This is a genomic window from Lysinibacillus sp. fkY74-1 (genome assembly GCF_053165895.1).
In genome coordinates, this window is the sequence record NZ_CP170173.1 from 1104111 (window position 1) to 1117822 (window position 13712).

10 protein-coding genes are annotated in these 13712 nt (G+C 38.3%); all 10 read left to right on the top strand.

What is annotated here, in order from left to right:
- Positions 1-185: 185 nt before the first annotated feature.
- Positions 186-2300 (top strand): polyribonucleotide nucleotidyltransferase, encoded by a 2115-nt coding sequence (gene pnp, locus ACE1MS_RS05130; protein WP_036214982.1) that lies wholly within the window; start codon positions 186-188, stop codon positions 2298-2300.
- Positions 2301-2383: 83 nt separating this feature from the next.
- A complete protein-coding gene (locus ACE1MS_RS05135; protein ID WP_031419006.1) occupies positions 2384-3607 on the top strand; it encodes a M16 family metallopeptidase in 1224 nt (407 codons plus the stop codon).
- A 1132-nt stretch (positions 3608-4739) separates the two neighbouring features.
- Positions 4740-5003, top strand: coding sequence for a hypothetical protein (locus ACE1MS_RS05140; protein ID WP_012293313.1), 264 nt, complete (start codon positions 4740-4742; stop codon positions 5001-5003).
- Positions 5004-5012: 9 nt separating this feature from the next.
- Entirely contained in the window at positions 5013-5792 is a 780-nt protein-coding gene (locus tag ACE1MS_RS05145; RefSeq protein ID WP_012293314.1) for an NAD(P)-dependent oxidoreductase, read from the top strand.
- A complete protein-coding gene (locus ACE1MS_RS05150; protein ID WP_012293315.1) occupies positions 5786-6376 on the top strand; it encodes a dipicolinate synthase subunit B in 591 nt (196 codons plus the stop codon). Before ACE1MS_RS05145 ends, ACE1MS_RS05150 begins: the two co-directional genes overlap by 7 nt.
- Positions 6377-6458: 82 nt before the next feature.
- Positions 6459-7496 (top strand): aspartate-semialdehyde dehydrogenase, encoded by a 1038-nt coding sequence (locus ACE1MS_RS05155; RefSeq protein WP_012293316.1) that lies wholly within the window; start codon positions 6459-6461, stop codon positions 7494-7496.
- A 13-nt stretch (positions 7497-7509) separates the two neighbouring features.
- Positions 7510-8409 (top strand): 4-hydroxy-tetrahydrodipicolinate synthase, encoded by a 900-nt coding sequence (gene dapA / locus ACE1MS_RS05160; RefSeq protein ID WP_447402736.1) that lies wholly within the window; start codon positions 7510-7512, stop codon positions 8407-8409.
- Between the two features lie 259 nt (positions 8410-8668).
- Positions 8669-10336: a ribonuclease J gene (locus ACE1MS_RS05165; RefSeq protein WP_012293318.1), complete on the top strand. Its 1668-nt coding sequence runs from the start codon at positions 8669-8671 to the stop codon at positions 10334-10336.
- A 153-nt stretch (positions 10337-10489) separates the two neighbouring features.
- A complete protein-coding gene (locus tag ACE1MS_RS05170) occupies positions 10490-12781 on the top strand; it encodes an FtsK/SpoIIIE family DNA translocase (RefSeq protein ID WP_036214988.1) in 2292 nt (763 codons plus the stop codon).
- A gap of 186 nt (positions 12782-12967) precedes the next feature.
- The gene (locus ACE1MS_RS05175) at positions 12968-13696 is read left to right on the top strand and encodes a GntR family transcriptional regulator (RefSeq protein WP_008178950.1); all 729 of its coding nucleotides are present in this window, start codon (positions 12968-12970) and stop codon (positions 13694-13696) included.
- Positions 13697-13712: the final 16 nt, after the last annotated feature.

Consider the following 13712-nt stretch of genomic DNA (forward strand, 5'->3'; position numbering starts at 1 on the left):
AAAGTATAAAAATGTTTTTTCAATAAAATATAGAAATAAATCTTAAATAAATTGGCAATAACTGAATTTAAATGTATGATTATTTCATGAAATATTTTTTAGCATAGAACAAGCATTTTTGGTACACTTACAATTAGTACATACAGACGAAGTAAGTGTTTTTATAATAGAGAGGGGTTCATTGAATGAACGAAAAGAAAGTCTATTCCTATGAATGGGCTGGCCGTCCACTTGTAATTGAAGTAGGACAGTTAGCAAAACAAGCAAACGGTGCTGTATTAGTACGCTATGGCGATACGTCAGTATTATCTACAGCCACAATGTCAAAATCACCTAAACCACTTGATTTCTTCCCATTAACAGTAAACTATGAAGAGCGTCTATATGCTGCAGGTAAAATTCCTGGCGGCTTTATTAAGCGTGAAGGGCGTCCATCTGAAAAAGCTATATTGGCGAGCCGTTTAATCGACCGTCCAATTCGTCCGATGTTCCCAGATGGTTTCCGTAACGAAGTTCAAGTAATCTCTATGGTTATGTCAAATGATTCTGACTGTACGTCTGAAATGGCAGCAATGGTTGGTTCTTCATTAGCATTAGCTATATCTGATATTCCTTTTGATGGACCAATCGCAGGTGTACAAGTTGGTTATATTGACGGGGAATTCATTGTCAATCCAACAGTGGAACAATCGAACCAATCGACAATTCATTTATCTGTAGCAGGGAACAAAGACGCTATCAACATGGTTGAAGCAGGCGCACTTGAAGTTCCTGAAGAGGTAATGTTAGAAGCGATTATGTTTGGGCATGAAGAAATTAAAAAAATCATCGCATTCCAAGAGCAAATTGTAGGTGAGGTAGGAAAAGAAAAGAAACCAGTTACATTATTTGAAATTGATGAAGCAATTCAAGCGGATATAAAAGCTGCTTGTGAGACTGATATGCATGATGCTATTCAAACGGCTGAGAAACATGCTCGTGATGAGGCAATTCAAGCTGTAAAAGATCGTATTATTGCTTCCTATGAAGAGCAAGAAGCCGATGATGACACGATGAAGCAGGTTTATACAATTCTTGATAAGATGGTAAAAGATGAAGTACGTCGTCAAATTACTGAAGATAAAATTCGTCCAGATGGTCGTAAGCTAGACGAGATTCGACCACTTTCTTCTGAAACAGGCTTATTACAGCGTACACACGGTTCAGGTCTATTTACACGTGGACAAACTCAAGCACTTTCTATCTGTACATTAGGTGCGCTTGGTGATGTGCAAATTATTGACGGTTTAGGCGTCGAAGAATCAAAACGCTTTATGCACCATTATAACTTCCCTCAATTCTCGGTTGGTGAAACAGGACCAATTCGTGGACCAGGTCGTCGTGAAATTGGTCATGGAGCTTTAGGGGAGCGTGCACTGGAAGCAGTCATTCCTGATGAATCAGTTTTCCCATATACAATTCGTTGTGTATCAGAAGTACTTGAATCAAATGGTTCAACCTCTCAGGCTTCTATTTGTGCATCCACGTTAGCTATGATGGATGCTGGTGTTCCATTAAAAGCACCAGTTGCAGGTATTGCAATGGGCCTTATTAAAAAAGGTGAACATTATTCTATTTTAACGGATATTCAAGGAATGGAAGATCATCTAGGTGATATGGACTTTAAAGTGGCTGGTACAGCTAAAGGTGTAACAGCTCTACAAATGGATATTAAAATCGATGGGTTATCTCGCAATATTTTAGAAGAAGCATTGACACAGGCTAAAGTAGGCCGTATGCATATTTTAGAATCAATGCTTGCAACACTTGCAGAGCCACGTAAACAATTATCTGAATTTGCACCTAAAATCGTAATTGTTAAAATCAATCCAGATAAAATTCGTGATGTTATTGGACCTGGCGGAAAACAAATTAATAAAATCATTGAAGAAACGGGCGTTAAGATTGATACAGAACAAGATGGTACAATCTATATTTCTTCAGCTAATGAAGAAATGAATGCACGTGCAAAACAAATTATTGAGGATATCGTACGAGAAGCTAAAGTAGGTGAATACTACTTATCGACAGTGAAGCGTATTGAAAAATTCGGCGCGTTTTGTGAAATCTTCCCAGGTAAAGATGGCTTGCTTCACATTTCTGAAATTCAAGAGGAACGCACTAAGCAAGTGGAAGATGTCTTAAAACTAGGCGATCAATTACTAGTAAAGGTAATTGAAATTGACAAACAAGGTCGTGTGAATTTATCTCGTAAAGTAGTACTACAAGAGGAAAAAGAACGCGCTGAACAACAAAAATAATAAAGATAAAAGGCTGCGTCTAATGCGCAGCCTTTTTAAATAGTTTATTCATAATAAAGAAATATACAGTTGGGGGAGATTTTTTGGTTCAAGTACATACATGTCAGAATGGTGTTCGTATTGTGTCAGAGCAAATTAACCATGTAAGATCAGTCGCTTTGGGTATTTTTGTTAATGCGGGTTCACGCTATGAGCTACCTGAAGAGAACGGTATTACACATTTTATAGAGCATATGTTGTTTAAAGGAACAGCAACTCGTTCGGCTCGTCAAATTGCGGAAGAATTTGATCGGATAGGAGGAGAATTAAATGCCTTTACATCTAAAGAAAATACATGTTATTATGCAAAAGTTTTAGATCATCATGCAGAGCTAGCAGTCTCCATTTTGGCTGATATGTTTTTTAATTCTACATTTGCAGAAGAAGAATTAGAAAAAGAACGGCAAGTGGTATTAGAGGAAATTTTAATGAGTGAAGATGCTCCAGACGATGATGTACATGAAAAGCTATGGAGTGTCATGTATCCAAATGATGCACTGGGCCGTCCGATATTGGGCAGTGCAGCTACTTTAAAGACATTTACTGCAGAGGCGATTCGACATTACATGGCTAAGCATTATGGTCCTGAGTCTGTAGTTATTTCCATTGCGGGCAATATTTCACCACAACTAATGGCAACGATTGAACGATTATTTGGACAATATCAGCCTTCTTCTGTTGCGATTGCACCTGTGCTGACAAACCCCTCATTTCATCCTGGAGAAATCTCAAAAATTCGAGATACTGAGCAAGCACATCTAGCTATTTCCTACCCAGCTATTGGTGTAAAGGACCCTGATATGTATAGCTTTATTGCGTTAAATAATATTATTGGTGGCAATATGAGCTCACGATTGTTTCAAGAAGTACGGGAGGAAAGAGGACTAGCATATTCCATTTTCTCATACCAGTCCTGTTATGCAGATGTTGGGGCGTTCACCATATACGGCAGTACTAGCCGTCAACAATTAGCGCAGCTACAACATACTATTGATGCTACTTTACTCGATATTGTTGCGGGTGGCGTCACAGAAGAAGAGCTTGATAATGCAAAAGAGCAGCTGAAGGGTAGCTTTGTTCTTGGATTAGAGGGAACTGGCGCACGTATGAATCGTAATGGTACAAGTGAGCTCGTTCATCGTAAACATCGTACAGTAGACGAGGTATTAGCTTCTATAGATGCTGTATCTATGGCCTCAGTGGATCGATTGATTGCTAAAATTTTGAAGGCAGAGCCAGCTATTTCAATTATTGGACCAAGTGAATAAAATTACCTCATCGTAAAGCCTTAAGAGAGGTGTCTCAAATGATTATGGAGACACCTCTTTTTTTATAGTATCAATTAGGCATGTAATCAATATTGTAAATCATTACCATTCACGAGAAAATATAAAATGTGGAAAATTAGCTATATGTTGGAGCACCTGCATTATCACCTGCACGGGTAGGATATGCTGAACAAGAAGAGAAAGGTACAGACTAAGAAATTAAAAAAGATGTAACAAAACATCAAGAACCTACATATGCTTCGACTGTCAAGACAGTATCCGAGCGCAAATGGGGACACCGGATAAAGGTCATGACTGAACAGCAAATCGTTCAAAGTAATAATCTGTATTCCATGATTTAATCCCTTTTTCATTGTCGAGCCGAGTCGCAATAAGCGTTTCAGGGCATGTAATTCGTCCAAAACCACGCCAATGTCTTTTTTTATCGATTGTTCATGCTCGACAAGATTTTTGTTAAAAATTAATAAATCGCCATATTCCTTTTTTAACAACGAAGCACATTACCGTTCCTGGAGGTACTGAAAACTTACACCTTTTAGTGAAAATCCTTCAAATCCTTTTGTAACTCATGGATTGCTAGGGCATACATTCTTACTGATCCCCCTCTAACATGAAAGTGAATAAATTTTGTAATTCTTCATTTGATAAATCAACTGTTTTCGCTAATCTTACGGCCTTCTGTACATGTTCCTCTACCTGTCTCAAAAGCTCCTCACGTAGGAAATCCTGGTTACGTTCTGTAACAAGCTACCTTTCCCAGCGACTGTTTCAGTAAAGCCGCCGTCCTGTTCTAGATCGGCATAGCCATGTTTGTAGTCATTACACATATTTTTAAATCCTTAGCTAAAGCGCGAATGGATGGTAGGGAATCACCTGCTTAGAATTTATTGGCTAGAATGGCTTCTTTGAGCTGGATAGTGATTTGCTCATAAATGGGCTTATCACTGGCATTGCTTAAATGGATATGCAAACTCCTCACCTCACATATCTGTGTATATACACTACATACAGAAGGGAGTGTGAATGCAATATATTCCTACTTTTGGTAGGGGGCACGATTTACAAAAACTCGGCATATATTGAGGTAACGGCTCAAGGAGGGAGATGAGGAATGCTACTATCTGAGATGGTGGATAAAGAGTTAATTCAAATTGAGGGCGGTGTACATTTTGGCATCCTGGCTCATACAGAATGCCTATTAGATGTGCAAACAGGAAAAATACATGGTTTTGAAATTGTCAAAGATAAATTACCTTTCCAAAAAAAGAAAATGAAAGTTAGTGAAATGATCCCTTGGAACGAAATTATATTAATTGGTGAAGATCGAATTTTATTTAACAAGACATCTACAGTACAGTCAGAATATTTACAGTGAGGTGAGCTTTTGGAAAACGAAAAATGGCTCGTTATCGGTGAGGACTCCAGATTAAAGGAACTAGCAACAATGTTAAGAAGTCCATCGAGAACAGTGTTTTATAAAAGAACGACAGTTTGGAACGAGGAGTTAAATAAGCTTGTTTTAGAATTTCAACCAAATAAAATTATTCTACCTATCCTTCCTTTAAAAATAGAAGTGGAACAGCTATATGGTATATCACAGGTTAAATTCTATACAGGTCGTTTAACTATGCATTGGAAGCATCTGCTAGAAAAAAATGAATCCCTTTGCTACTTGCAACAAGAATCGTTTATTTGGCAAAATGCTAGATTAACAGCAGAGGGGTTTATCGCCACGTTTTACGGACTCGAGCAAAAATGTATTTACGGACAAAACTTTACAATCGCAGGTTTCGGACGTATCGCCAAAATGCTCGCTTCTTTACTTGTTAAGATGGGAGCTAATGTTCATATTGTTGCACGTTCGGTTGTACAAGTGAGTGAAGCTAAAGCATATGGCTATAAAGCTACGGACTTAGATGATCGTTTATGGTCAATTAATGAAGGTACATTTATTAATACCATTCCAGCTAAATGGATTACAGAATCGTTTAAAGATCATGTTCCAGCAGTTTTATATGATTTAGCCTCAGAGCCAGGCTGCTTAGATATAGATGCTGAGCAACTTCAAACATATGTGCTGTTGCCATCATTGCCTGGGAAATACTTTGCACATAATGCTGCTGAAATTCTGTGCAAGGCCATAGAGGAGGAAGAAAATTGTTAACGGGGAAACGAATTGGCCTAGGTATTACAGCTTCCCATTGTACGTATGAAGATGTCATACCTAAAATTCAAAATTTTATGGATGTAGGTGCTACAGTTATACCAATCATTACCCATTCCGTTTTACATGCAGCAACTCGCTTTGGTACAGGGGAGGAATGGATTGCAAAAATAGAAGCTTTAACTGGAGAAAAAGTTATTTCTTCAATAAAAGAAGCAGAGCCATTTGGCCCATCCAATCCACTGGATGCTATGGTGATTGCTCCAATGACAGGTAATAGTATTAGTAAGTTTGCAAATGCGGCAACAGATAGCCCTGTACTTATGGCAGCAAAGGCAACTTTACGTAATGGATCACCTGTAGTTTTAGGAATTTCAACGAATGATGCACTCGGCTTAAATGGTATCAATATAATGAAGTTGTTAAATGCCAAAAATATTTATTTTATCCCATTTGGTCAGGACTCTCCTCATTCCAAACCCAATTCCCTTATTGCTGATTTTGACCGAATGGTAGATACTGTTCATGCAGCAATTACTCAGAAAAAGCAATTACAACCGCTGTTGATACAATATTTCAAATAAATCATAGATTACACACAATTTTCAGTATTTTTGTGATACAATAGCACACATTATGGAACATGTATTCAAGGAGAGATGACAGATGACAAAGCAGTTAACAGTTGCGGTTGTTGGAGCAACAGGAGCAGTAGGTTCAAAAATGATGGAGCAATTAATCAAACGTAAATTTCCAATAGGGAACATTAAATTTCTAGCTTCTGCACGTTCAGCAGGGAAATCAATCGAGTTTAATGGTCAAACATATACAATTGAAGAAGCGACACCTGAAGCTTTTGAAGGCGTCAATGTCGCTTTATTCTCAGCTGGTGGTTCTGTATCAGCTGTGCTTGCACCCGAAGCAGCAAAGCGAGGTGCAGTAGTTATTGATAATACGAGCCATTTCCGAATGGATCCAGAGGTACCACTTGTTGTACCTGAAGTGAATCGAGGCGACCTGGCTAAGCATAAAGGGATTATTGCAAACCCAAACTGCTCGACAATTCAAATGGTAGCTGCGCTTGAGCCAATTCGTAAAGCATTTGGATTAACAAAAGTGCTGGTTTCAACGTATCAGGCGGTTTCAGGTGCAGGTATTTCTGCTATTCAAGAGTTAAAAACACAAAGCGCAAACTGGGAAGCAGGTAGGGATGTAGAAGCAAATATTTTACCATCTGGTAGTGATAAGCGCCATTACCCAATCGCTCGTAATGTCATTCCACAAATTGATAAATTCACAGATAATGGATTTACATACGAAGAAATGAAAATGATTAATGAGACGAAAAAAATTATGCATGCACCAGAGCTAAAAGTTGCTGCTACTTGCGTTCGTGTGCCGGTCGTTTCAGGTCACTCAGAGTCTGTTTATATTGAGGTAGAGAAAGAAACATCAATCCAAGAGATTTTTGACGTATTACGCAATGCACCAGGTGTAGTATTACAAGATGATATTGCAACACAAACTTACCCAATGCCTATTTATGCAGAAGGGGAGGACGCTACTTTTGTAGGACGTATCCGTCAAGATTTAGACAACAAAAAAGGATTCCATCTATGGATCGTTTCTGACAATCTATTAAAAGGCGCTGCATTAAACTCTATCCAAATTGCAGAAGCAATGCTTGAGGATAACTTACTATAAGAGGGGTGTAAGGATGAATTTAGGTCGAATTGGAACGGCTATGATTACGCCGTTCAAAGATGATGGCACGATAAATTATCCAGAATTAGAACGTATTATTAATCATTTGATTGACAATGGTACAGATTGTATAGTTGCTTGTGGTACGACTTCTGAAAATCCAACTATGTCCACCGAAGAAAAAATAGAGGTTGTTCGTTTTACCGTAGAAAAGGTAGCTGGTCGCGTGCCAGTTATTGCAGGTACAGGGGACAATGAAACAGCATACTCTATAGCAATGACTCATAAAGCAGAAGAAAATGGAGCAGACGGCATAATGCTTGTAGCTCCTTACTACAATAAGCCAAATCAACGTGGAATTTTTGCTCACTTTGAAACGATTGCTAAACAAACGAGTCTACCAGTCATGCTCTATAATGTCCCTGGGCGTACTGGTGTGAATGTGGCCTATGAAACTTCTGTTGCACTAAGTAAGATTCCTAACATCGCTTGGATTAAAGAAGCAAGCGGCAATTTAGATCAGATGGGCGATGTTATCGAAAATGTTGATCCAGATGATGATTTCTTAGTGTACAGTGGAGATGATGGCCTAACATTGCCACTAATGGCGATAGGTGGGGCAGGCGTTATTTCCGTTGCTGCTCATGTAGTAGGCAATGACATGCAATTAATGATTAAAGCGTTTGAAGAAGGAAATCATAAGCTAGCAGCCAAAATTCACCGAGCATTATTACCTCTTGTACGTGCGCTGTTCGCTCAACCAAACCCTTCACCTATTAAATATGCGATGACAAAACTAGGCTTTGATACACTCAATGTTCGTTTGCCAATGATGGAAATGACAGATGAAGAGAAGGAAAATTTTGATAAAATTTGGGATGCGTATCAAGAAAAAGCGAGAAGTTTTAGATAAATATAGACGAGGCTGATTATTCAAATCAGCCTCGTTTTTTAGTTGAGAAATTCATAACATTGCATCCTCAAAAATACTTTAATAACTCTATTTCTATAGAAATCCAATATCTGTATTTCCATCTACTAGTAATAAGAAAAAGATAAGAAAATATATTTCTGATGTGAAACATGTATTTTTAATTTGTGCAAAAGCTTAGCAAACCGTATAATAAATGTTAAGTGGTTGCTGTTCGGGATATTTTTTAGGAGGAAATAAATTGACAAAAAAGAAAAATGAATTGATTCGAATCATCCCTCTTGGGGGTGTGGGCGAAATTGGAAAAGCAATGTACGTAGTAGAAATTGATGAAGAGCTATTTGTAGTAGATAGCGGCTTAATGTTCCCAGAGGACGAGATGCTAGGCATAGATATCGTAATCCCTGATATTACGTACTTAGAAGAAAACAAAGAGCGTGTGAAAGGTATATTCTTAACACACGGTCATGAAGATGCAATTGGCTCTATTGCCTATGTATTGCAAAAAATAAAAGCACCAGTGTATGGTTCAAAATTAACAATTGCTCTAGCAAAGGAACATTTGAAAGAATTACCTGCACCACATCAGGTAAAGTTTTTTGAAGTAACAAATCGTAGTCGTATGAATTTTAACTCAACGTATGTAACATTCTTCCACACAACACATAGTATTCCCGATTCGTTAGGGGTGGTGTTCCATACATCTGAAGGCGCGATTGTTCATACAGGAGAGTTCAAATTCGATCAATCGGCGACAGGTAAATTTAAACCTGATTTAGCGAAAATGGCCCAGTTAGGGGAAGACGGCGTCTTTATTCTATTATCTGAGTCTTGTGAAGCTGAACGACCAGGTTATACGACATCGGAAATTGTCATTGAAGAACAATTATCAAAAACATTCCACTCAGCACCGGGACGTATTTTAGTAGCTGTTTATGCATCGAATTTTATTAGAATTCAACAAGTATTTGCCCAAGCTCAAAAATCATTCCGTAAAGTAGTGATTGTCGGGAAACCATTAGAAAAGGCTGTAGATTTAGGTGTACAGCTTGGCTATTTAACAGTAGAAGAAGATACGATTATTCCAATTTCAGAAATGCAAAAATATCAAGACGATGAAATTATCATTATTACAACAGGTAATAAAGGGGAGCCTTTAGACGCTCTAGAAAAAATCGTACGTAAGCATCATCGTGATATTAAAATTAAGCAAGGTGATACAGTTTTAATTACATTTACACCTTCACCAGGTATGGAAGTGCAAATGGCTAATACGATGAACTCCATTTCTAAAGCTGGTGCTGAAATTCTAACTTCTAGCAAAAATGTGCACGTATCAGGTCATGGTAGTCAAGAAGATTTAAAGCTTATGTTAAATTTAATGCAGCCAAAATATTTTATTCCTGTTCAAGGGGAATACCGTATGCTGATTGCTCACTCTAAATTAGCTCAACAGCTAGGCATGCAAAAATCACAAATCTTTATCGCTGATAAAGGGGATATTGTCGAATATAAAAATAATAAAATGCGCATGAGTGGACGTGTACAAGCTGGTAATGTCTTAATCGATGGGATCGGTGTTGGCGATGTGGGGAATATTGTTCTTCGTGATCGTAAATTATTATCACAGGATGGTATTTTCATTGTGGTCGTTACATTAAATCGTGCCCAAAAGAAAATTGCATCTGGTCCAGAAATTTTATCACGCGGCTTTGTATATGTTCGTGAATCAGAAGAGTTAATGGTCGAGGCATCGGACATCGCAAGGACTGTCATTGAAAAATATGTCGGGAAAGATACATTTGAATGGACGAATATTAAGCAAGAAATTCGTGATACTTTAAATACGTACCTATTCCAGAAAACAAAGCGTCGTCCAATGATTATCCCAATCATTATGGAATATTAATACAAATGACTCATCGTCAAGGCTTTGAGGAAAAGTAAATGGAAAAGGATTTTCTCCCAATTGCGGTGGAAAATCCTTTTTTTGGAATGTTAGAGTTCTACATGGTATGATTCGCTACATATATAAAATGGATTGCAGAAGAAGGTGATAGAAATGGCAGTTAGTAAAAGAAAAAAGGTTACTAAAAGCAAAGCAACAACAGAAAAAAAAGAAATGTCTCCCCTTATGTATGAAATTCTAGGACTGCTCTTAATTGCGCTGGCAGTCATCATGATTTTTGAATACGGTATGATAGGACGTACGCTACAAACATTCGCAATGTTTCTTTTAGGTAATTTACATTTTGCGGTTCCATTTATGCTAATATTCGTGGCGTTATTAATGATGATTGGTCGTAAAAAGATCGGTATGAAAGACCGCTTAATTTTGGGTATGCTCCTTATTATTATGAGCTTAACCATTTTTAGTCATGGCATTTTATTTGAGCAATTATCAAAATCAGGTGGCTTATTATCTGATTCGGTTCTACGTGAATCATGGCGAATTTTAATCAATACCGAGGGAATTATTCATCGCAGTAATGCACTTGGTGGTGGAATGATTGGTGCCCTATTATTTAGTGGTCTTCATGTACTGTTTGAAGCATCAGGGGCGAGGGTTGTTGCTTGGGTTATTTTCTTTATCGGATTGATTTTGGTGACTGGGAAAGCATTGGTGCCATATTTGGCAGAGAAAATGCCAGATTTATTTGGTAAATGGAAAAAGAAACATCGAGATAAGAAAAAAAATGCACCTAAAAAGCCAAGCAATCGTCGTTCTAGAGCTGAAAGTGTGGACGAGGTTGCAGCGGTCAATCAAACTACTGATATGCCTGAGCAAGAAGAAGAAATACATCATGAGCCAATTATCTCTGCATTTACACAAAATGTGTCTCAGGAAAGAGCCATATTTGATCAGGCAGATTTAGTGGAACATGAACAGGATGAAGCAATAGATGAGGTCCATATGCAAGGGACAGATACTGTAGAAAATGCAGACTACCAGCTTCCATCTTATAATCTATTACAATTACCACCCCAACATGACCAAAGTGGAGAATATTCCGTTATCCAGGCGAATGCCAAAAAGCTCGAACAAACATTGCAAAGCTTTGGCGTAAAGGCAAAGGTGACACAAGTTCATTTGGGGCCGGCTGTTACAAAATATGAAATTTTGCCTGATATTGGTGTCAAGGTAAGTAAAATTGTTAATTTGCAAGATGATCTAGCTTTAGCACTGGCTGCTAAGGATATCCGTATGGAGGCACCAATCCCTGGAAAATCGGCGATTGGTATTGAAGTGCCAAATAGTGAGGTTGCCATTGTCACTTTACGAGAAGTATTAGAATCGAAGGATGGCGCTAAGCCGGAAGCATTGTTGCAAGTAGCGTTTGGACGAGATATTACGGGACAAGCTGTTCTTGCAGAGCTCAATAAAATGCCGCATTTACTGGTAGCGGGTTCAACAGGTAGTGGGAAAAGTGTCTGTATAAATGGCATCGTAGTGTCCATACTAATGCGTACAAAACCTCATGAGGTAAAGCTGATGATGATTGACCCGAAAATGGTGGAATTAAACGTTTATAATGGTATTCCCCATTTATTGGCGCCTGTTGTGACAGATGCACGAAAAGCTTCTCAAGCCTTGAAAAAAGTGGTTTCTGAAATGGAACGTCGATATGACCTGTTTTCACATACAGGAACACGAAATATTGAGGGCTATAATAATCATGTTCAAAAGGTCAATGAACAAACAGATGAAAAGCATCCAAAGCTACCTTACATTGTAGTCATTGTAGATGAGTTAGCAGATTTAATGATGGTCGCATCTAGTGATGTGGAGGATTCAATTACCCGTTTAGCCCAAATGGCACGTGCAGCTGGAATCCATTTGATTATTGCAACGCAAAGACCTAGTGTAGATGTTCTAACAGGTGTCATTAAAGCTAATATTCCATCCAGAATTGCATTTGCGGTTTCTTCAGCCATTGATTCGAGAACGATTTTAGATATGGGCGGAGCAGAACGATTACTTGGTCGCGGAGATATGTTATTTTTACCAGCCGGTGCATCGAAACCAAAAAGGGTACAAGGGGCCTTTTTATCGGATCAAGAGGTGGAGGGTGTTGTGAATTTTGTTATAGAACAGCAAAAGGCGCAGTATCAAGAGGAGATGATTCCTACTGAAGAAGAAACAATTTTAGAGGAAACCGATGAATTATATGACGAAGCAGTGCAATTAGTTGTCAGTATGCAAACAGCATCTGTGTCAATGCTTCAGCGTCGCTTTCGTATAGGTTATTCAAGGGCTGCACGTATTGTTGATCAGATGGAACAACGCGGTATTGTAGGGCCTCCTGAGGGCAGTAAACCTCGTCAAGTACTTATTCATCAATACGACAATTAAACAGTAAATGGATGGTCCTTCCTGTATTTTTGTCCATTATTTGCAACGATTTTGAAGAAAGAATGAATTCTATAACAGATTTTATTTAAAACTGTTTATTTCATTCTGCAAAAATGTTATATTTATGAACGATTAGTAGGAATGTTGTACATCAGATGTCTGATCTCTGATTTGGTGGTGATATATGTGACTATTAAAGCAGATCATCGTCATCTCTATCTTCAAGTTATCGATCGTTTAAAATCTGACATTGAGGCTGGCATTTTTAAAGAAAATGAAAAGCTGCCTTCAGAATTTGAATTATCGAAATCACTCGGAGTCAGTCGAGCAACACTTAGAGAAGCACTTCGACTGTTGGAAGAGGAAAATGTGATTGTGCGCCGACATGGGGTTGGGACTTTTGTTAACCCTAAGCCGTTGTTTACATCAGGCATCGAGCATTTATCGAGCATTTCTTCTATGATCGAGGCAGCGGGTATGGAGCCTGGTTCGCGTTTTTTAAAAGCGGCTGAGCACATTCCTTCTGAGGAAGATTTAAAACGCTTCCAATGTGATGGCGACGATAAAATACTCACAATTGAACGTGTCAGAACAGCGGATGGTGAGCCAGTAGTTTACTGTATAGACAAGCTACCCGCAAGCTTCCTGCCTACTGACTTTGTCGAAAAAAAAGAAGTTTCACTGTTCTCTGCTCTTGAGCAATCTGGAAAAATTCATGTTGCCTATGCGGTTACGTATATTGATCCAGTTGGGTATCATGAACAAGCTTCACCGATTTTGAATTGTGGACGTGAAACAGCTCTTTTAGTGTTAAAGCAGTTGCATTACGATGACCATGATCAAGTAGTGCTCTATTCAAAAAATTATTTCCGAGCTGATAAATTCAGCTTCCATGTAGTTCGTAAACGGGTGTAGAACATTTCTAAATTTT